The sequence below is a fragment of the Brevibacillus sp. AF8 genome (assembly GCF_021270385.1).
In the GTDB taxonomy this organism is placed as follows: domain Bacteria; phylum Bacillota; class Bacilli; order Brevibacillales; family Brevibacillaceae; genus Brevibacillus.
Window position 1 is genome coordinate 130,967 of the sequence record NZ_JAGQDN010000008.1, and the last position, 19,491, is coordinate 150,457.

The following is a 19,491-nucleotide window of genomic DNA, read 5'->3' on the forward strand; positions in this document are numbered from 1 at the left end:
AACCTTTCAGGAACCTAACAATTCCTCACTGTACAGCTCCTTTGCTAATCGGTTAACGATATCCCGCTTCATCTCATTTATTCTTTGTCGGGAAACTCCTACATGTCGGGCAATGCTGTTCATACGCATCCCGTCCATCATACATTCAAGGACTGTTCTGTACTTGTTATCCTCAAGATTATTTGCAAAATCGTTTATTTGCCGCACCTTCTCTTCAAAGCTTTTCATTCGCTCGATTCGCTTTTCATACCGTTCTTCCGGAATAGTCAAGGTGGACAGGCGTAAGCCTTTCCCGCTCGGCATACCGGCTGCATCACCATAAGTAGCAACCAATTTCTGTTGAATCGCTGGATTTGAGGCAATCGCCTTATCAATTTCCTTCTTCAGACGTTCTACCTCTTTGACCATCCAATGATAATCCTTGATTTCTTCTTCGACTTTCTGCACTACTTCAAGCGCTGGCTCGAGATTGATAAAACCGAGCTGCCCGCTCCGATCAAGCAACCCTTGACTCTCTATAATGTAATTGTCCCACTCCGGGCAGGCTTCGATCTTACCAACGTGGAGGTTGTAGACACTACAGATTGTTTTTTTACCCCATTGAGCAGCTGGACATTTTTCACAAACTTTTTCGATCAGCTTATCGTTCACCTACACCATCTACCCTTTTCTTAATTCTCATTTAACAAATCGAGTGATTTGATTACTTTTTGAAAATTCCCCATTCTTTAATGGATGTGTGTTAAAATTTAGTATAATCTGTAAAATAAACCCAATAGGAGGTTATCTATGAAAAAGATTATTTTGCTATTATTTACGGTTTTCATGCTACAACTCCATTTCACTTCTGCAGCACTTGCTTTTGGGTCTGACCGTATTAAGGTTGGTGAACAACTTTGTAATGGTTGTTTGCTACAGTCAAGTAACAATACTTACTACATCCAAATATGGAGAGGAAACCTTGAATTATGGAAGAGATTTCCCAGACCAGAAACCCTCTTATGGACCAAGCAAACAAACGACAAATGGGGGAACCACTATCTCAAAATTGATTATTATAGCGGAAAACTCGTTTTGAGCCGTGCGAATGGTGATCCAGCTTGGTACTCAGATAACGCTGCATGGAGCAATATCCATTATCAAGGTAAACCACCTGCAAACCTTAGAGGCGACATTCTGATTATGCAAGATGATGGAAATTTAGTTCTGTATAACACAACGGACTTGAATCAAGGTTGGTATCCTGTCTGGGCTTCCGATACAGGTGTAGGTGGTCCATAGGAAAATAATTATTGGAGCCGTGTAAGCTACGGCTCTTTTTTACTTTTGTGAGGCAATGATGCTACCCCTAATAGAGACATTACCGAAGCATGAAAAGTTTTGTACACCGTTTTGCCCCCGTTCTTTTCAATTATTGTTGTGTGAAATTGACATTATTTACAGAATGTTATAGATTGGAAAATGAGTCACCGACAATGACAAAGGGGGTGTACTCATGCTGAACAAGCACATTGTTCTGTTGGCTGTCTGCTGCACGTTACAATCGACTTTGAACACTGCACTGGCATTAGCAGTAGTTCTTTGGCGGTAATGGTTCAAATAGAGCGGTGAAACCCGTTCTATTGCAACGAAAGCCAAAGAAAGTACCATCCAGATTTTTACCACACCATGACTAGCTTCAGTCAATATCAAGATGAATTTTTCTTGGTATTGCTGTGACCTTAAAGAACTAAAAATAAAAGAAACTACACCTGCCAATTCTCATAATGATGAGGATTTTTTAATTTCACAGAATTTTCAAATCATTGTTCCATTGTGATTGCAATCCCTAATATCTCCTCCTGCTTTCCGGCCTCTCATTACCATAAGAGCAGCCTTTCATTTCAACAATCCAGCTAAAAATCCGATGATTTAATAACTAAAAATATAAAAAACGGTTTACTTTATCACTGTCCAACTAATCCTTGCAGCTTACCCTGTATTTTTGCTTGTGCCTCTTGATCCAAATTCCCATCAAACGTCCATTGCAAAATAAAATAGCCCTCCCAGGATTATTGTCCAAGGGAGGGCTTCCGCATTAGTTGAAATGGTTGTGCTCCATGCAAAAATCTGACGGCAAGTTATCCAACTAACGAGCAGTTATGGTTAAGAAATCACTAGATCAACAACACCAGTATCAATCATTTTTTCATCGGACAGATGGAGGGGCGTAGAAAACAGTCTATTCTTTCAGCCAGCACCCCTGATCGGCAAACCTTCAAGTCGGATAGAATGTCACTACCTTGATGCGCTTATATCTTTTTTCCTGCGGAAGAAGCGCTGATCGATGAAAAAAGCAACGATCAAGGATAGGATGCCGAGCAAAATTGGTACGCCAAACGCTTCAAAAGAGAAGGTTCTACCTTCTAGCTTCAGATGATCGGTGGCGCGATATTCGAGCCGCTTTGCAGCAAATTTCGCCGTCCCAATATCCTCCTGCTTGGCCAAATCCTCGAATGCAGGATCCATTGCAAACCGATCCATTGCTTCGCGATGTAAGTACAGTAGTTCCGCGCTGTTGCCGCTTTCGTTCCATTGGTTGATGTCTTTGGCGGCGGCTGATTCGGCATCGGCACCGACGACAATCATTTTCGCTAGTTTCGGCACGTTTTTTATCTGATAGCGCGCGACTAAGTTAAGGCCATGCTTCGTTACGATCGGTTCGTTTGCACCGGAAACAGTCAACGTCGAAGTCGTGCCAGAAGCAGCGTACGTATCGAATGCGGCGGACAAATCTAGTTCATCAACGCCGTTATACAGCAGAACGCCCGCTTTTACTTTGTTCCATTGATAAGCGTTGTTAAGTATGAACGTTATATCGCTGAGCCCGGCAGTGAACGGTTCCATTTGCGGTTTTTTCACGTAATCGTAAGATGGATAGTTCATCTCTACCGCTACTTTCTCCGCCGCCTCCTCACCCAACTGCTGTGAGATGACATATAGTGTAGCGTCAATTCCCGATGTCAGACCCGCAGAAGATATGATATTGCCTTGTGGGACGTAGCGCAGATCTTTCACCCACTGGACTTTCGGATATTGTTTAATGAGTCGGTCGATGTCTCCCCAATGCGTCGCGGCAGATTTGCCGTTAAGTAAGCCGGTATCAGCCAGGTTTTCTGCCCCATTGCAAATGGAAAGCAATAAAGTCTTGTCGCTTGCGTGCTTCTGAATCCATTCGCGGACAGGCGTATATTTTTTCTCATCTAGAATCGGCATAAACGGTATGACGATAATGTCCGGGCTTTTGCCGAGCATCGCATCCATTTCGTCAAACGAATAATGCGGAACGACATCGAGTCCGCCGGTTAGTGATTTTATTTCACGATCGGGTGCAACGCCGTATACATTGTAAGCTTCCGTCATCGCAAACATCTCGTATGGGACGAGAAAATCGAACACTTCTGTTGATTCATTCGCCAGTAACACTGCCACTGTCGGTTTGTTTGCGTCATATTTCGGTACCTGCACATTCGTCAATGCAGGTGCGGCTTTATCGTAAACCGACATTACCTCATTCATTGTATTGACGAACCCGAGTGTGCCTGCACCTCCTACTAAGACAACAAAAACGATGAGATAAATACTGATTCGCCATACAGTTTTCACATGCTTACTCTCCCTCAGGCTAAATTTCTTACCCATAAAATGTAACAAACCAATATATACTTATCATCAGTCTGTAGCCCGATTACGGGGCTGGCCTAATGTAGGAACCACCTATGGACCCAGGTCTCTTTCCTTTTCTAAACGTGACTCGATAGGGCTATATGCAAAAAATGTTTTTAAATGATATATGGTAACCAAAATGGAGCTACCTCGTTCAAGCTGGTTTATGAAGAGGTCTGTCGATAGATCATAATGTTGTTCAAATAAAAAAGCCCTCCCCGGACTCTGAATCCGAAGGAGGGCTATCGCTTTTACTTCGTTGCTTTTTCTGTTACTCGGTCCAACATTGTAAACATGAGCCAGGGCAATTCGTTTAGGACTCCTACTGGATCGTCGGTCAATCGCTTTTTCCATTTATCTGGATCATTCAGTAGACCTTTGCAAGCAAGACTGTCAATTGCCTTCAATCCTGATTCACGTTTCCAGTCCTCCAGCTTTAATTCTGGTTGTTCTTTATCCACAGAGTTGTCAGACTTATCAATATCATACTAGTGCAACTCATACTTCTCGCTCAGGCTGACCAACTTTCCTGGATAGTCCGGGTCAGATGCATAACCGCCAGACTTTAGGGCCTTTGCATTCGCCTGTGGGTTTCGCCCTTCCCATTTACCATCTTTTTTACGTACCGATTATCTCTAGTCAATTGGCGTATCCATTGCGGTGATTTACCAACTATTAAAGCCAATTTTGACTTGGAAATTTCCTTTGTTGCAGCTGATCAGTTTTCGCCTTTGGTTTCGCCAAATTTTTCACCTCACTTTCGTTTTAAGCTCGTATTGTAGTGATCCGATTTTCAGGTCATCTGATGATGCAAAAATTTGAAAATGTCATCTCTGGGATCAGGTTAAGCAAAAGCGAAAGTAATTTTTCGAAAATAAATCTAGCGAGATTTCGGGGCTCGCTCGACCCGCATAGGGCCTACCCTGTCAGAAGGACCCACAGCCGCAACCTCCCAAGTAATTGCGCCTCACTTATTTGGGCATCCACACGGTTATACACACGTGAATACTAACAACTGCTAATACGCACGTGAACCTTAACTTTTCTTAACAAGGTGACTGTGTAATGGAATCCCTCGCTGCTGCCCTCAAAATTGAGGGGAGTGTCAAATTTGACGCTCCTTTATTCAACGTTGAACGGAGTATGCCAGCAAAAAAAGTTTTGGGAGATTCACACTATTGGAAAAGGCTGTCGGAGTCGGTCTACAGAAATGCGTTCCGGATAGTTATCATGTGGGGGGATACCTCAGAACAAGGGGAGAAGACAGATCGTTAAGATTTGTCTTTTTTCTTTGTAAACAAAAAGAAAACAGACACATGAGGCCTGCTGATTGCTAGGAATTGTTATGAGCTTTATTGTGTTTATCGTATCTATCCTTGTGGGTTATCGCTATACATAATAATAGGAGGTTTTTTAGGGAGCGACATGCTATTTGCACCAGTGGAAACAACAACTAGAAAGCAAGCTATTACCAGTGAAATTCTTGAAAGGACAGCTAAAAACTTCCTCATATGTTACCCCTCATTTCTTTTACCGAATTTAACCATATTATATACTTCATTCAATTTTTTCAGAAGTTCCAAATCCATATCTTTTTTTAATTCACAATGATGCATGTTGATCTCAACAGCCCAAGACATTATTTCTTCGATTCGATTGATTTTTCCGTAATACACAATACTTTGTAGATAAGCATCCATGCCCTCATTGAAATGACCGCGACTAACAAGGAAGGCTCCTTTGTTTTTGTAATAATTCCCTATTCCTGAAAAGTTGTAAGCATTATTAAAATCAAAAGAGAAGTTATGTTCCTCTGTGTTGATAACTTGTTCGATGGAGTTTACGTCATTAACGTAAAGCAATGCTTCTATTAGGTCGTTGACTCTATGGATTAGATTGTTCTTTGTCGCTTCCCCTACACACTCCCTGAGCAATGGTATTGCTTCCTGATAATGACCAGTCTTTGACAAGATAATTGCACGTAGATACTTGGAGCGTTCCATGATAAAACGATAGCCTAACTTTTCGTACAAGTTATCGAAATTAATAGCAAATACTCAATGGCAAGCAGATACATCTTGGTGGATATCCCAAAAAGATTGATATGATGAGTTTTTTTCATATGATTGGACTCACGATAAAATGCAAGACAGCTTAAGAACGTTATATACTACTATGAATTTCGAAGACAGCCTATCAAACAAGGAGTAGGCTGTTTTGTTTCCTCCACTGCATTACGATTTCCCGACACACGTAGGAACGCAAGCCTTTGGATCGGCAGAGCATCTATAAACATCGCAGGTGATCCTGCAATCACCAAACCCGTCCTTCGGCGTAATTGTGTGTCGTTTTGCGATTTCAATCTGATTGCCACAGACGTAGGCCAAATTTACAACTGCCTGGCCAAAGGCAGACACTTCAACTGCGCATAAAGCTGACAAGACGGAAACCTGATAGAACCTGAATTCACTTGTACACATGGCACACCTAACTAAGAATGCAAATCTCTTTCAAAGAAAAGACCACCCGTAGGCGGTCTAATCTATGCTTCAAACTTTTTCATAAATCAGAAGTAATTACTAACCATTCATCGCCTTACTGAAAAAGCAGGACTGAAAAGAATTCGATTTCACGATCTACGTCATACTCATGTCGTTATGCTTTGAAAATGCGAGAGAACAATAAACGCATAGCGGAGCGTATGGGATGGTCAAGTGTGAAGATGCTGGATCGCTACTCGCACATTACACCACACATGCAAAAGGAAACAGCGGATGCTTTCGGGGAAATGTTCTTTTCGGCACCAAATGGCACCAAAAAATCTTTAGTCGAATAAAGGGCACCACTTCGGCACCAATTTGCTCTTGATCGTAAAAAAGGGAACTAGTGGGGTCGTTATAAACATAAGAAAAACCCTTGATTTCTCAAGGGTTCTAGCGTTTATATTATGGTGATCCGGACTGGGTTCGAACCAGCGACCCCCACCCTGTCAAGATGGTGCTCTCCCAACTGAGCTACCGGATCATGGGATATATGTGTGATCGTTTAATGGTGGGCCCTGTAGGACTCGAACCTACGACCAATCGGTTATGAGCCGACCGCTCTGACCAACTGAGCTAAGGGCCCGAATCGTATCGGACGTCGATCACATTTATTACTATACAGCATCGTAAAATGGATTTCAAGAGGAAATGAATAATTTCTTGTAAAAATTTTCACTCGTACCAAAAGAACACTAAGAAACCCAGTGAAATCAGGCTTGTTTTTACCTGTAAAAAGCCATTCCCCACCGCTGCTGCCCACATCCCCTACCAAAACATGGGATTCCTTGCATGATGGCATCGCATCATACATGACTGCATCAAGGCACTTAAGCTCCACCGGTGAAGAATTGGCTCCTGACAGACTTAAGGCAATCCAAGAAAGGTTACAAAAAGAAACAAGATAATTAGGTAACGATTGAAACATACTCCATCATCCCAAACCTAACCTACCCCGCCTGCTCCGTACCTTTCCCTTTCTCCTCGACACGCAACTCGGCTTCCTGTTGCTTCAACGCCTCGCTTCGTACCAAGTCCGCCTCCTGCTCATCTCTCATCCGATGCGCCATGCGGCTAGATGCATTGGCTGCCACACTCGCCACGAGGTCGTCCAAAAATGTGTGAACGCGTCCCTCTGCCGACTTGGTATCCAGTCTTTTAATCACCCCGACCTTGTGCTTATCCAAATGTCCAAAGGTGGTAACTGCGATACTTCCATATCCAAATACGGAGCCTAGCGCCAATGTTTCGTCGCATCCGAACAGTCCTTCATCTGACGCGATAATGGATTGAAGCGGCTCAGACAAGAGGCCCTTCTCTGCTAACGTATCCAACTCAACGCCAACCAGGATGGCGTGCTGCATTTCCCTTTTTTCCAAGACCGCGTTCACGCTCTCGATGCACTGCGCCATCGTGAGATCTGGATGGTAAGGCGATTGCATGAGATAGACGATTTCTGCGATATCATCCACCGTCACTCCGCGTTCTGCCAAACGTGCGAGAGCAGCGTTTCTGACTTCGATGCTGTGTACTTGCTTCTTCATATAAGAGACAACCCCTTCCACAAATCGAGTGAAGTCGTTTCCTACCATAGTATCACACGCTGACCAAATTGCGACAATCTTTCGCCCAAAGCCTGACTCTGCACCCAAACTCTTGGGCACGCCCGCTCGCTCCTGTATAATAATGAACAGGAATATCCCAATAAGGAGGACACCGCAGTGGCCCTTGAGGAAATCATCTTGGAAAGCCGGCATTTGGGGACGCCGGAAAAGCTGATTGTCTACACACCCCAACGCTACTCGCCACTCTACTCGTATCCAGTCCTCTTCGTACAAGATGGAGAAGATTACTTGGCAATGGGCAGAATGGCTTCTTTGCTGGATCAATTGAATGGGGACAAAGAATTGCCTGATATCATCGCTGTCTTTCTCCCTGTCGAGAAAAGCAAACGGAACGACCGTTATCATCCGGATGGCAAGGAGCACATGGCCTACCGTCGCTTCCTCGCCGAAGAAGTCGTGAGCTATGTCGATACGCATTACTCCACACATCCTTTGGGCAACGCACGAACACTTCTTGGCGAATCTTTGGGCGGAGTTGTCTCTCTGTTCACGGCGCTCAACTATCCACATACGTTTGGACAAGTTGCCTGCCAGTCGATTGCCATGGACGCAAAGCTAAATCGCTTGGTAGCTGACACTGACTTTTCCGTACCGCAGACCATTTATTTGGAGATCGGGACGGAGGAAACGGCAGTAAGCACAGGGCGCGGCACATTGAATCTTCTTGCGGCCAATGAAGAGCTGCGCGAGATTTTGGGCACGAAAAAAGCCACCCTCGTTTATGAAACGTTTGAGGGTGACCATACGTGGGGCCACTGGCAGCGCAATCTACCGCGTATGCTAAAGACGCTTTACGGGTAAACTTACCGTGGCTGTTCTTCTTGCGGACCTTCATCCTTAATCGTCGATACGAGAGCATCTTCGAACTCTCCTTTTCGTATCGCAGTCAAGATCGTGAAGGTCAGCACAGACAATAGAAGCAGGACGAGAAAAATGAATGTGATCATCATAGCCGTATGCATGCAGTGCGGCACCTCCTTGCACTACACAGTCTTTCCTTTGTCGCAAGGAATATACGGACCCACGCTTAACATTACACAAATGAAGAATTTTCTGTTAAAATAAGATCTTGTAGAGCATGATAGATAGTAAGGAGGAGTGGTTCTGATGATGTACAGTATCGTAATATTCCCATCTAGCAAGGTGCAAGAAGTAGCCAACTCTTACCGGAAACGTTATGACCCGGGCTATGCTTTGGTTCCTCCATATATTCGTTTGAAGGAAGCCTTTGAGCTGGACGAAGCCAAGCTTCCTGAGCTTGTGAGCCATCTGGAGCAGGTTGCCTCCTCTACCGACAGCTTTTCGGCTCATTTCCATCGGGTATCTTCTTTCCACCCTACCACCAACGTGATCTATTTGGCTGTGCAAAACAAGGAACCATTTAACGAGTTGCATCAAAAGATTGCCAATCAGTGTGTGAATGAAAAAGAAACCTACGCATACGTACCGCATCTGACCATCGGGCGCGACCTGTCCGACGATGAGCTGCGGGATGTAACCGGCCAACTGAGTATGGCAAAAATTGACCTGAACAGCGAAATTGATCGCTTCCACTTGATTTATCAGCTCGAGGATGGCATCTGGAGCGTTTACCAGACTTTCCTTCTCAAAAAATAAACACCCTATCCTTAACCACCAACCCTCCCTGCGAATATCGTAGGGAGGGATATTTTCTAACAAAGGACGAATATCGATGAACCTGCAAACCTACCAGATCCAAAGAGTCACCACTGAACAAGAATTGGCGGATGCCCTGTCTGTACGCCGTGTCGTTTTCATCGAGGAACAGGAAGTACCGGAAGAGTTGGAAATCGATGAGCATGACACACTGGATGGCGAGACGATTCATTTTGTGACCTACCGCGATGGAAAGCCAGTGGGCGCAAGCCGTATCCGCACCTACGCACCAGGCGTGGGAAAAATTGAACGGGTGGCGGTTGCCAAAACAGAACGCGGTACCGGGCTGGGCCGCCAAATCATGCTTGAGATGGAAGCGCTGGCTAAACAACACGGGTATGACAGCCTGAAACTGAACGCACAGACGCAAGCCCAACGGTTTTATGAAAAGCTCGGCTATGAGCCTTTTGGCGACTTATTTGACGATGCAGGTATCGAGCATATTGCGATGGTCAAATCCATTCGCGAATAACAGAAACTGCGTGCAGCTCCATTCCCTCATTTGGAAAAACAACCTCGTTTTCGCGCTGATCATCATGCGAAGCGAGGTTGTTTTTCATTGGCACCAGAGAAAAAAATTATTTCACCAGCGGTTTCCGGATGGCCTCAATCACGCGATCCAAAGAGTCAGCACCGTAGCCCTCTGCTACTTTCTGTGTGGCCAATTCTAGCAATGGCATCAACCAATCAACGGGGATTCCCTGTTCCTGGCTGGCATGGATGATGTGTTCAAGTCCTAGTTTGTTCGTATTCAAATTGGACACATCGGTCGTGAAGTTTCCTTCATCACGGGCACGTGCGGCAACCGGGTCTGTCAAGAGCGGCGCAATCAAGTGATTTACCCAGTTGGTTGCGTATGGAAGGAACTCTGTTCCTGTTATGTTTGCCGTACTTAATAGGGCATGTGCATGCATAGAGCCATACCAAGCCCCATACATCATGGTAAGCAGCGACAAATCATAGATCAACGGAACTCCATAGTCTTCACCGAGATAGGCAGCGTTACCTCCCAACAGTTTCAATGTCGGTTCATATGCTTCAAATAGAGCCTTCGACCCACCGTAGAAAATGAGTGTTTCGGGCAGTCCAATCATTTGAGGGATAGCCATGATCGCTCCATCGAGATATTGCCCACCGCGTTCGCTTACCCACTTGGCTGTCTTGCGTGCGTCCTCCGGGGTTCCGGTGGTGAGGTTGACGATGACACGGTCTGATAATTCATTTTTCAAGGGCTCTAGTAGATCATGCATGACTTTGTAGGTCGATAAGCAAACAACAACCAAGTTGCTTGCCGAGATTGCCTCATCTACACTGCCCGCCAGCACTGCCCCCTTCTCGACTAGACCTTTGGCTCTATCTGCTGAGCGGTTCCAGACAGTCGTTGGATTACCGCCTTTTAGAAAAGCATCCGCGAGTGCTACTCCCATATGGCCAAGGCCAATAACTGTTACAGACGCGGGAATTGATGTTGTTTTCATCGATCTGACACTCCATTCCTTTTATTTTTCTCAAGCGAGATGATCAAGAGCTGCATACAAGGTCTGTTGCTCTTGATTGCGATTCTAAAGCTTTACACTAGTGTGAATGTCAATACAAAATTCAATGATTCTTGACACTTCTCACCAGGTGGAATAACATGAACTCAGAAACATACGACGCCGTATCTTTTGAGGTGAGCCATGCAATACGTACGTGAAGATTGGATTCGGGCAGGGCTCGATATGTTGGCTGAAGCAGGCATTGACGCTGTTCGCGTGGAACCCCTCGCCAGAAAACTGAAGATCAGCAAGGGTAGCTTTTATCATCACTTTCCAGATCGTCAAGCGCTTCTGGACTCCATGATCGATTATTGGCAGGAGCATGCGACGGAGCGAATCATTCGAGCGCCACACTCAGACAACATGTCGTTGGAACAGCTGTTGTCGAGCGTTTTTAGCAGCGAGCGAAAAATTGAGGCCGCCATCTACAACTGGGCGAAACAGCATCCGCCCCTATCCAAGCGTCTCGTGGAAATCGAGCAGCGCAGGATCGGCTTCGTTACCTCCTTGTATGAGAAAAAAGGGCTGGCTCCGGCCGATGCAACGGCACGTGCTCAACTCGCGTATCTCCTCTATATTGGTTGGCTCGTGCGCCGAGAGCTGGAAGCGCCTTTTGATATGTCCGTACCCTTGGATCATTTTATGAATTGGATTTGAATACCCGCTTCCTGCCTGACAGATTGTCTTGCGCAGGGATTTTTTCACCCAAAAACATACGAATGCGTATCTTTCGAAAAAAACCTTACGAATCATAGGAGGCCTTCCCATGACGCATGTTTTCACCATCTCATCTGCTATCTTCTTAGTCATCGTGTCCTTGCTGCATTTCTATTGGGCATTCGGAGGAAAATGGGGGACTGATTCCGTCATTCCCACAACAGCTGATCATTCACGCCGGACTTTTTCCCCCGGGAAAGGCGGTACGATCGTCGTAGCCTGCTTGCTGGCTTGTGCCGCTTACATTTTGCTCGCCCAAAACGGTTACCTCCCGCCTGTATTAGCCCCTTCTTTGATTCAATGGGGATGCATTGCCTGTGCCGCTGTATTTGTCCTACGCGCTGTGGGAGACTTTACCTATATTGGCTTTTTTAAAAAAGTAAAAAATACGAAGTTTGCCCGTCAAGATACGGCATTGTATACCCCTTTATGCTTGTGGTTAGGGATATCCTTTTTGCTCGCATTGTTTTAAGCTCACAAAAAACCCTCTTCCCATAAAAAAGAAGAGGGTCGCTTCTGTTTCGTATGGATGAATTACACCTTCCGCTTCGCCGCAATCGCACGTAGCCGTTCAACAGCATCCATCGTTGCCGTATGAGAGCCGAGCATCGCATGAAACGGCTCCTCTCCACGCCAGCCATGGAAATCAGAACCGCCCGTTACAACAAGTCCGTATTGCGCTGCCCACTTGCTGTAGCGCAATTTTTGAACCTCATCGTTGTCAGGGTGATTGACTTCAATCCCGTCCAATCCGAATACAATCAACTCTTCGACCAGCTCATCATCGTCATACAGACCTGGATGAGCCAGCACCGCCACTCCGCCGGCCTCTTGGATCAGCGTGATCGCTTCCTGCGGGGTAATACGTGGAGGATTGACATAAGCCGCTCCCCCTTTGCCCAAGTACTTATCGAAGGCCTCTGCGATCGTTGAAACGACACCCAGCTCAATCAGTTCTTCTGCAATATGCGGTCGCCCGATGTTTTTGTCCGTGCCCTGCTTGCGGCGGTATACCTTTTCCAATGAAATGTCGATGCCGAGCTCCTGCAGCCTTGCGATCAGCAGTTGGTTACGCTCATGTCTTGTCTCTCGCAAACGGAAGAGTCGCTCTTCAAAAGCCGGGTCTTCATACGGGACAAAATAGCCAAGAACGTGAATATCCTGCCCCTTCCCTACGGAGCTCACTTCCACTCCCGGAATGATTTCCACGCCGATTGCGCGGGCTGCCTCCATTGCTTCTGGTATCCCCGCTACCGTGTCGTGATCCGTGATCGCCAGTGCAGCAAGTCCTGCCTCCTTCGCCAAACGTACGTTTTCCGCAGGCTCGCAGGTACCGTCTGACGCTTTTGTATGGGTATGTAAATCTGCCTTAAGTTCCATCCTCGTCCACTCCTTCTTTTCTTTATTCTACAAGTCTGAATCGGCATTGCCGTACATAGTATGAGACTAAGCTTCGATTCTCAATGGTTGAACCGAGGAGGATGTCCATGCGGTTAAAAAACAAGACCCTTACCGGTGTCGTTCAGCCACTCTCTTATGTTGACAAAATGCTGCGGCAACAAGGCTTTCATCGATCAGGCGGGGACAGTATGCCCACGTACGATGTCGTCATGTACGACTCCGCCAGCAGCAGCGCGTATTTTTTGCGCATCCCTACGAACTACACCAGCACAACGACCGGAAAAGGGGAACTGAATGTCAAACTGGGTCATCCGTATTTGGAAGCAAAGTTCTATATGAACACCTCATCCGAAGAAGTATTTTTCATTCCCAAGGCCGTCCGCGAAGCTGCAGAGCATAAGCTAGCAGAAATCGCCGATTACCTTTCTGCTCCCTCGGCTCCATCCTGAACAGTTCTCCACAACCACCGATTTTGTTCAAACCGGTATACCACCCTCTTTGTTTTCTGCAGCCCGACCAAGTAACCCATAAACGCTGTCCGAAACAGGACATAACTCGAAGCATTTTCTATGGAAATGTGTAAACGCTCACACAGGAGAGCTAACGCTTCTTCTGGTGTTCTCTCCTCTACGAAAATGTCGCAGATCACCGAGAAAATCCGCTCATGCCAAGCAATATTTTTATTCACGGCATCATGAGAGGTGGTGGTATATGCTCCGTGCCCAGGCAAGTATCCCTTGTAGTTGGTTGCAAGCAGTTTATGAAGACTGAGTAAGGTCTCATGCGCATCTACAAGAAACGGCAGCTTGTGCTTTTCCAAAACCTCTTCGCCTAAATAACTGTCGGCAGCGAAGCAAATCTCGTCACAGACGACGCCAACCTGTTGCCAGCTATGCCCCGGCAGAGAAAGGATAAAGAAAGGTACGCCATCTATCTCGATCCCTTCATCCAGTGGAAGGAGGTGGTCCACCCGAGAAGGCTGCGCCAGCAAAAACTTGTTTTGGAGATCCGCAAGTGGGGCTGCACCCATGTTCAAGTAAATGGGCTCAAGTATCGGATTCCGAATGATCGCCTCTTCCAGAGGTGGCGCATAGACCCTTGCTTCGGGCCAGCATCCGAGCAAGTAGGCGTTGCCACCGAAATGGTCGGCATGAGAGTGCGTTTGAATGATTGCACACAAGGGCTGGGCGATAGCGTCCAGTCCTTTCTTGATTTTTTTGGCGTTTTGGGTATCCAGACCAGAATCAATCAGGATCGCTCCACGCTCACCAATGACAAGTCCTATGTTAACATGACCGGGAAAATAGCCGACACGCTCCGTTATCATTTGAAATGCTTGTCCAGACAAAACAGTCCCTCATTTCATCCTTTTCCTATTTATTTTCTCCAAAATATCGCCTTCCCCTCCCCTGTTCCTAAATGTCGTGCCAGTGATTACATAGAGTCGTGAGGAGTGATCATCCATTTTGCGCGAAATAAGCGGGCCAATGATGGTATATGGTGGCAAAGGTCGCCCGAGCCCACTAAACATATGCGTAGTTGCCGCAACTGCGACGATTGTCAGCAAAGAGAAAATCATTCTTTCCATCCCGATCGTTTGCGTAGAACAAAGTACGATCAGCCCATCGATGAAAAAAATCAGCAAAGCAACGCGCAGCTTGTATCGTCTGGCAAGAAATTGCGCGAGCAGGTCTGTCCCGCCCGTATTCGTCTCGTAGGCAAGCATCAAGCCGACACCCATTCCGATTAAGACACCGCCAGTAATTGCGGAAAAGGAAGTTGACCATAGATTCCAACCACGCATGTCCGAGAGAATATCTATAAAGAAGGCAGAAATTAGCATGCCGTGAAAGCTGTGAAAAAACAATCGGCGATCATAAAAAAAGACGATGATATATACAGGGATGCTTATCAAAATCATTACCAACCCCGTCGGCATCTGCATGTAATATGTCGCCAACAAACCGATCCCGATCATGCCCCCTTCCATTAGGCGATGCGGAACCAAAAACAGATTGACTCCAATGCCTAGAAGCACGCTTCCTGTGAGAATCGCTACACTTTTTTGCAGCCAGTACATGTCGCTCCCCTCCTCGGACCGTGCTCGTTTATGTTTATGATCGAAAAGAAGCAGGTATGTCCAAGCATTGCCTCAGAATGCGCTCGTTCAAATCGGAACGTTTTGACTGTTCGGTTGACCTATTGGTATACTTACGAGTAACAAGAAAACCTGTGGCACGGCTCATGAATAGTATTCCATTGCAGGTTTTCGATTGAATATTTATCTCTTTTTGGTCGTACATGTACAATACCATTATCGTATCGGAGGTGAGTGCTCCACCTTTCGCACTGCGGGAGGCGGAGGTGTGCTTGGAGAGTCCGATAGGGGAGATTACGCTGAATCTGCTGCTTGTGGTTTTTTTGGTTCTTCTGAACGGCTTCTTCGTCGCAGCAGAATTCTCGTTGGTAAAAGTTCGCCAAACTCGTCTGACCCAGCTCGTCAGCGAAGGCAATAACAAAAGTGCCCGCTACGCGCAAAAAGTCACACAAGAGCTCGATGCCTATCTGTCCGCCTGCCAGCTCGGGATTACGTTGGCTTCGCTAGGTTTAGGCTGGGTTGGTGAACCTGCCGTCGCCCATTACGTCGCGCCCGTCATGGCATTTTTTTATTTCCCATCTTATTTGGTCGGTCCGACCTCACTTGCGATCGCTTTTGCTATCATCACATTTTTACATATCGTCTTCGGAGAGCTTGCTCCTAAATCTTTGGCGATCCAAAAAGCAGAGGCCACTTCCCTCTGGACAGCCGCACCGCTCATGTTTTTCTACAAGCTGAGTTATCCGCTCATCTGGTTTTTAAACGGAGCAGCCAATTTACTGATCAGACGCCTTGGAATCGAGCCCGCCACCGAAAACGAATCTGCTCATACCGAAGAGGAAATCCGCCTCCTCATGAACCAGAGTCATAAAAGTGGTCACATTGACCAGACCGAGATGGCTCTCGTCGACAATGTCTTCGTGTTTTCCGAACGTCTTGCCCGGGAAATTATGATCCCACGGATTGATATGATTTGCCTCTACGACGACAACACGTTTGATGAAAACCTCGAAATTATGAGAGAGTCTCGCCATTCGCGCTTTCCCGTCGCTCATGAGGATAAGGACAGGCTGATTGGCTTTGTGCACATCTCAGATTTTTACCTCTCTGCACTGACGACCGGGAAGGCAGAGTTAACTGATTTTCTCCGCCCATTATTGACGGTGCCGGAGTCCATGGAAATTAGCCACGTCTTGCGCTTAATGCAAAAACGCCGTTCCCAGCTTGCCATCGTGATTGACGAATACGGAGGTACAGCAGGGTTGTTAACGATGGAGGACATTTTGGAGGAAATCGTCGGTGATATTCAGGATGAGTTCGATGAAAATGAGCGCCCTGAAATTGAAGAAAGCTCTAGCAATACGCTCTCGGTTTCCGGCAAAACTCTCTTGACAGAACTGAATGATTATATATCGATTGAAGTCATTTCCGACGAAGTCGACACCATTGCCGGATGGCTCTATAGCCAGTTAAATGAAGAGGTCGCGAAAGGCAAAACCGTCACATTCCAAGGCTATCTTTTTACGATTAGTGAACTGGAAAACCATCGCATTACACGGGTGAGCATCACGTATTTGGGAGCAGAAGATTCGTCCCCTCTTCCTGAGGATATGGTGTCGCTGCACTCCTAATCGAATAAAACAACCATAATGGCAAGTGTCCCCTGCCGACAGGGGGCACTTCTTGTTTCCGAGGTGTCATGATGAACTACGCTTTACTAGACAACAAACCCATCCTGTTGCTACCTGAGAACTACAACCGCATACCGTTTTGGCGCATGGCTGCCCGGCAGGACAAGGTACGCTGTCCAGCCTGTGCATCAGCGCTTCGCCTTCATGCTGGCATCAGCTTTGAGCCGCATTTCTTCCATCCTGAGGGAGCAGAGTGCCCGCTTCTGACGGAAAATGGTCCTGCTCCTCTCGATTCGCTGCAAGCAATTAATGAGACGGCTGCCACTGCCTTTCAGGCTGTCTTGACTGCTACGGCCGAAAAGGATCACAGCGAGGATAACTTAAAAGAACCACTCGCTTTCTCAACCAAGGAGCACAGCGAGGCATCCATAGACGAAGACGAAGCAAATACAACGACCATCGGTTCCTTCCGCCTTCCGAAAAAGAGAACGATTGGCTCGAGCACGACGCCTCCCCCGCCAGCTCCGAAGCCACCTGTTTTCCGCAAACGCTTGATGCCGAAGAAGACCATCTCTCACATGGCTGAGCAAATGCGTGATCAATCGCTGCACCCGGGACAACAGCAAGCGGTGCACGCTACCGAGGGGCCTTTTCTCATCCTCGCTGGAGCAGGAAGTGGCAAGACGCGCGTCATGACTGCACGAACGACTCACTTGATCTCAGAGTTGGGCGTAAAGCCGAATCAAATCATGGTTGTGACCTTTACAACCAAAGCCGCCGATGAAATCCGTCAGCGCATTGCCCGGCAGCTACCCGCTGGACAAGCACGTGAGCTGATTGCTGGTACGTTCCACAGCATCTTTTACCGAATGCTCTTGCATCACCAGCCAGAACGCTGGGATCAGCAGCGCCTCTTGAAAAAGGATTGGCAAAAATGGCGGTTGATGCGCGAGACAGGCGCACTGCTCGGTCATGACGAGCTTGCTACGTTAAAAGAAACAGAGATCACCGAAGCACTCGGTATTATCAGCCGTTGGAAAAACGAATACATCCTCCCCCAGGAGGTCGCGTACCGGGAAGCAACCAACGATGCAGAAAAGCGGGCGATCCAGCTATATCCTCTATATGAGGCCACAAAGAAAAAACATCAATGGTTTGATTTTGACGACATGCTCATTGGTTGCTATGAAATGCTGCGCGATGATTCAAGTCTCTTGCGCCGTTATCAGGAACGCATTACCTACGTGATGGTCGATGAGTTTCAGGATATCAATCGCATCCAGTATGAGACGGTCAAGCTATTAGCTGCTCCACAAAACAATTTGTGCGTCATCGGGGATGACGACCAGTCCATTTACGGGTTCCGCGGCAGTGATCCGCAGTACATCTTGGGCTTCACCAAAGACTTTCCGCAGGCGTCGACATTTACGCTCGAGGTCAACTACCGTTCCCATTCCTCGATCGTCAGTCTTGGCTACTCGCTGATCGGTCACAATCGGGAGCGTTGGGCAAAGGAATGCCAGTCCTTTCATCGCGAGGAAGGCGACACGTATTTATTTGAGCCAGAGGACGAAGAAGAACAAGCTTCCCGGATTGTCGATGAAATTATCCATCGTCGCGAGCAGGGTGCCATTTTGGGTGAATGCGCCATCTTATACCGTACCAATGAATCTGCACGCCCCATTTTGGAGCGCCTGAGCGAAGCAGGGATTCCTTTTCATTACACACAAGAGGAAGATTCTTTTTACCAACGCCAGACGGTTCGCTGGTCGCTGAATTATTTGCGGCTCGCGTTAAACCCGGATGACACCGATGCGCTAAAAGAAATATTGTCGACCCTCTACATCTCAGCCGAAATGTGGAATGCCTTGCGCAGCCAAGCCATCATCGAGGACAAGCCGATTTTGCACGTTCTTCCGCATTTGACACAGCTCAAACCGTATCAGCGCAAGCATATGCAGCAAATCAACGAGATTCTCACCGCGTGCAAGGATGTTCCACCCGCTCAGGCGTTGGAGCTCATCTATGAGGATGGCAAACTGCGCGACTATCTAAAAAAACGAGCGAAAGACCGGGAAGATGGCCGGGAACGTTGGAGCGACGAGCTGCAGCAAATACTGGCAGCTTCCAAGCGCCATGCGACGACAAGCGATTTTTTGGCTTATATCGATCAAATGGCGCGACAAGAAAAAGAGTGGCGCACGATGCGGCCACTCCCGGACGAAGCTGTTCATGTTTTAAGCATCCATCGGGCAAAAGGTCTTGAATACGACCACGTTTTCTTGCCCGATCTGGTAGAAGGTGCCCTTCCTCATGAGTACACATTGGACGAGCTGCGTAAAGGCAGCTCCGGTGCGCTCGAAGAAGAACGCCGTCTCCTATACGTCGCGATTACCCGGGCCCGTCACAGCTTGTGTATCGGTATCCCCCGGGAGCGATTCGGCCGAAAGACCCGCACCTCCCGCTTCATCGCCGAGATGGGCAGGTAAGTACTGAAAGCCGCCGCCCATATAAATCAAAAACTCCTCCATGTTCGTAATCAATGGAAACATAAAAAAC

The 19,491-nt window shown here is 47.0% G+C and carries 19 protein-coding genes and 2 tRNA genes; 9 read left to right on the forward strand and 12 right to left on the reverse strand.

Features of this window, described 5'->3' with window-relative positions; genetic code table 11:
* Positions 1–6 precede the first annotated feature (6 nt).
* Positions 7–651, reverse strand: a complete 645-nt coding sequence (locus KB186_RS13045) for a hypothetical protein (RefSeq protein ID WP_221869030.1) — start codon at positions 649–651, stop codon at positions 7–9.
* A 138-nt stretch (positions 652–789) separates the two neighbouring features.
* Here KB186_RS13045 and KB186_RS13050 point away from each other — a divergent pair, with 138 nt between their 5' ends.
* On the forward strand, positions 790–1,281 hold the full coding sequence (locus KB186_RS13050) for a hypothetical protein (RefSeq protein WP_221869029.1): 492 nt from the start codon (positions 790–792) through the stop codon (positions 1,279–1,281).
* A gap of 996 nt (positions 1,282–2,277) precedes the next feature.
* On the opposite strand, the gene KB186_RS13055 is transcribed toward KB186_RS13050, so the two are convergent.
* From KB186_RS13055 to KB186_RS13080, 6 genes are all read right to left on the reverse strand, one after another.
* Positions 2,278–3,645 (reverse strand): DJ-1/PfpI family protein, encoded by a 1,368-nt coding sequence (locus KB186_RS13055; RefSeq protein WP_173608332.1) that lies wholly within the window; start codon positions 3,643–3,645, stop codon positions 2,278–2,280.
* Positions 3,646–3,956: 311 nt separating this feature from the next.
* Complete coding sequence (locus KB186_RS13060) at positions 3,957–4,166, reverse strand: hypothetical protein (protein WP_173608333.1); 210 nt, start codon at positions 4,164–4,166, stop codon at positions 3,957–3,959.
* A gap of 1,053 nt (positions 4,167–5,219) precedes the next feature.
* Positions 5,220–5,708: a hypothetical protein gene (locus KB186_RS13065; protein WP_173608334.1), complete on the reverse strand. Its 489-nt coding sequence runs from the start codon at positions 5,706–5,708 to the stop codon at positions 5,220–5,222.
* Between the two features lie 945 nt (positions 5,709–6,653).
* Positions 6,654–6,729 (reverse strand) — tRNA-Val (locus KB186_RS13070).
* 25 nt (positions 6,730–6,754) lie between these two features.
* Positions 6,755–6,831, reverse strand: a tRNA-Ile gene (locus KB186_RS13075).
* A gap of 364 nt (positions 6,832–7,195) precedes the next feature.
* Positions 7,196–7,789 (reverse strand): phosphatidylglycerophosphatase A family protein, encoded by a 594-nt coding sequence (locus KB186_RS13080; protein WP_173608391.1) that lies wholly within the window; start codon positions 7,787–7,789, stop codon positions 7,196–7,198.
* A 177-nt stretch (positions 7,790–7,966) separates the two neighbouring features.
* Here KB186_RS13080 and KB186_RS13085 point away from each other — a divergent pair, with 177 nt between their 5' ends.
* Positions 7,967–8,671, forward strand: a complete 705-nt coding sequence (locus KB186_RS13085) for an alpha/beta hydrolase (protein ID WP_173608335.1) — start codon at positions 7,967–7,969, stop codon at positions 8,669–8,671.
* A gap of 2 nt (positions 8,672–8,673) precedes the next feature.
* Here the strand turns inward: KB186_RS13085 and KB186_RS13090 are convergent, their stop codons facing one another.
* On the reverse strand, positions 8,674–8,832 hold the full coding sequence (locus tag KB186_RS13090; protein WP_173608336.1) for a hypothetical protein: 159 nt from the start codon (positions 8,830–8,832) through the stop codon (positions 8,674–8,676).
* A gap of 145 nt (positions 8,833–8,977) precedes the next feature.
* Between KB186_RS13090 and KB186_RS13095 the strand changes: the two genes are divergently transcribed.
* Both KB186_RS13095 and KB186_RS13100 read left to right on the forward strand, forming a co-directional pair.
* The gene (locus KB186_RS13095) at positions 8,978–9,487 is read left to right on the forward strand and encodes a YjcG family protein (RefSeq protein ID WP_173608337.1); all 510 of its coding nucleotides are present in this window, start codon (positions 8,978–8,980) and stop codon (positions 9,485–9,487) included.
* A gap of 76 nt (positions 9,488–9,563) precedes the next feature.
* Positions 9,564–10,019, forward strand: coding sequence for a GNAT family N-acetyltransferase (locus KB186_RS13100; protein ID WP_173608338.1), 456 nt, complete (start codon positions 9,564–9,566; stop codon positions 10,017–10,019).
* 106 nt (positions 10,020–10,125) lie between these two features.
* Here the strand turns inward: KB186_RS13100 and KB186_RS13105 are convergent, their stop codons facing one another.
* Positions 10,126–11,025 (reverse strand): NAD(P)-dependent oxidoreductase, encoded by a 900-nt coding sequence (locus KB186_RS13105; protein WP_232773769.1) that lies wholly within the window; start codon positions 11,023–11,025, stop codon positions 10,126–10,128.
* 201 nt (positions 11,026–11,226) lie between these two features.
* Between KB186_RS13105 and KB186_RS13110 the strand changes: the two genes are divergently transcribed.
* Positions 11,227–11,742 (forward strand): TetR/AcrR family transcriptional regulator, encoded by a 516-nt coding sequence (locus KB186_RS13110; RefSeq protein WP_173608340.1) that lies wholly within the window; start codon positions 11,227–11,229, stop codon positions 11,740–11,742.
* A 109-nt stretch (positions 11,743–11,851) separates the two neighbouring features.
* Positions 11,852–12,274 carry a DUF3995 domain-containing protein gene (locus KB186_RS13115; protein ID WP_232773770.1) on the forward strand — a complete coding sequence of 141 codons (423 nt, stop codon included), beginning with the start codon at positions 11,852–11,854 and terminating at the stop codon, positions 12,272–12,274.
* A 62-nt stretch (positions 12,275–12,336) separates the two neighbouring features.
* Here KB186_RS13115 and KB186_RS13120 read toward each other — a convergent pair whose 3' ends face one another.
* Positions 12,337–13,182, reverse strand: a complete 846-nt coding sequence (locus KB186_RS13120; RefSeq protein ID WP_173608342.1) for a PHP domain-containing protein — start codon at positions 13,180–13,182, stop codon at positions 12,337–12,339.
* Positions 13,183–13,289: 107 nt separating this feature from the next.
* On the opposite strand from KB186_RS13120, the gene KB186_RS13125 reads away from it, so the two are divergent.
* Complete coding sequence (locus KB186_RS13125; RefSeq protein WP_047068510.1) at positions 13,290–13,652, forward strand: hypothetical protein; 363 nt, start codon at positions 13,290–13,292, stop codon at positions 13,650–13,652.
* Here the strand turns inward: KB186_RS13125 and KB186_RS13130 are convergent.
* Together KB186_RS13130 and KB186_RS13135 are read right to left on the reverse strand one after the other, a co-directional pair.
* The gene (locus KB186_RS13130) at positions 13,622–14,551 is read right to left on the reverse strand and encodes an MBL fold metallo-hydrolase (protein WP_232773771.1); all 930 of its coding nucleotides are present in this window, start codon (positions 14,549–14,551) and stop codon (positions 13,622–13,624) included. The genes KB186_RS13125 and KB186_RS13130 overlap by 31 nt on opposite strands.
* Before the next feature lie 9 nt (positions 14,552–14,560).
* On the reverse strand, positions 14,561–15,283 hold the full coding sequence (locus tag KB186_RS13135) for a YitT family protein (RefSeq protein WP_232773772.1): 723 nt from the start codon (positions 15,281–15,283) through the stop codon (positions 14,561–14,563).
* Between the two features lie 284 nt (positions 15,284–15,567).
* Between KB186_RS13135 and KB186_RS13140 the strand changes: the two genes are divergently transcribed.
* The gene (locus tag KB186_RS13140; protein WP_232773773.1) at positions 15,568–16,932 is read left to right on the forward strand and encodes a hemolysin family protein; all 1,365 of its coding nucleotides are present in this window, start codon (positions 15,568–15,570) and stop codon (positions 16,930–16,932) included.
* Positions 16,933–17,003: 71 nt separating this feature from the next.
* Complete coding sequence (locus tag KB186_RS13145; RefSeq protein WP_232773787.1) at positions 17,004–19,421, forward strand: UvrD-helicase domain-containing protein; 2,418 nt, start codon at positions 17,004–17,006, stop codon at positions 19,419–19,421.
* Positions 19,422–19,491: the final 70 nt, after the last annotated feature.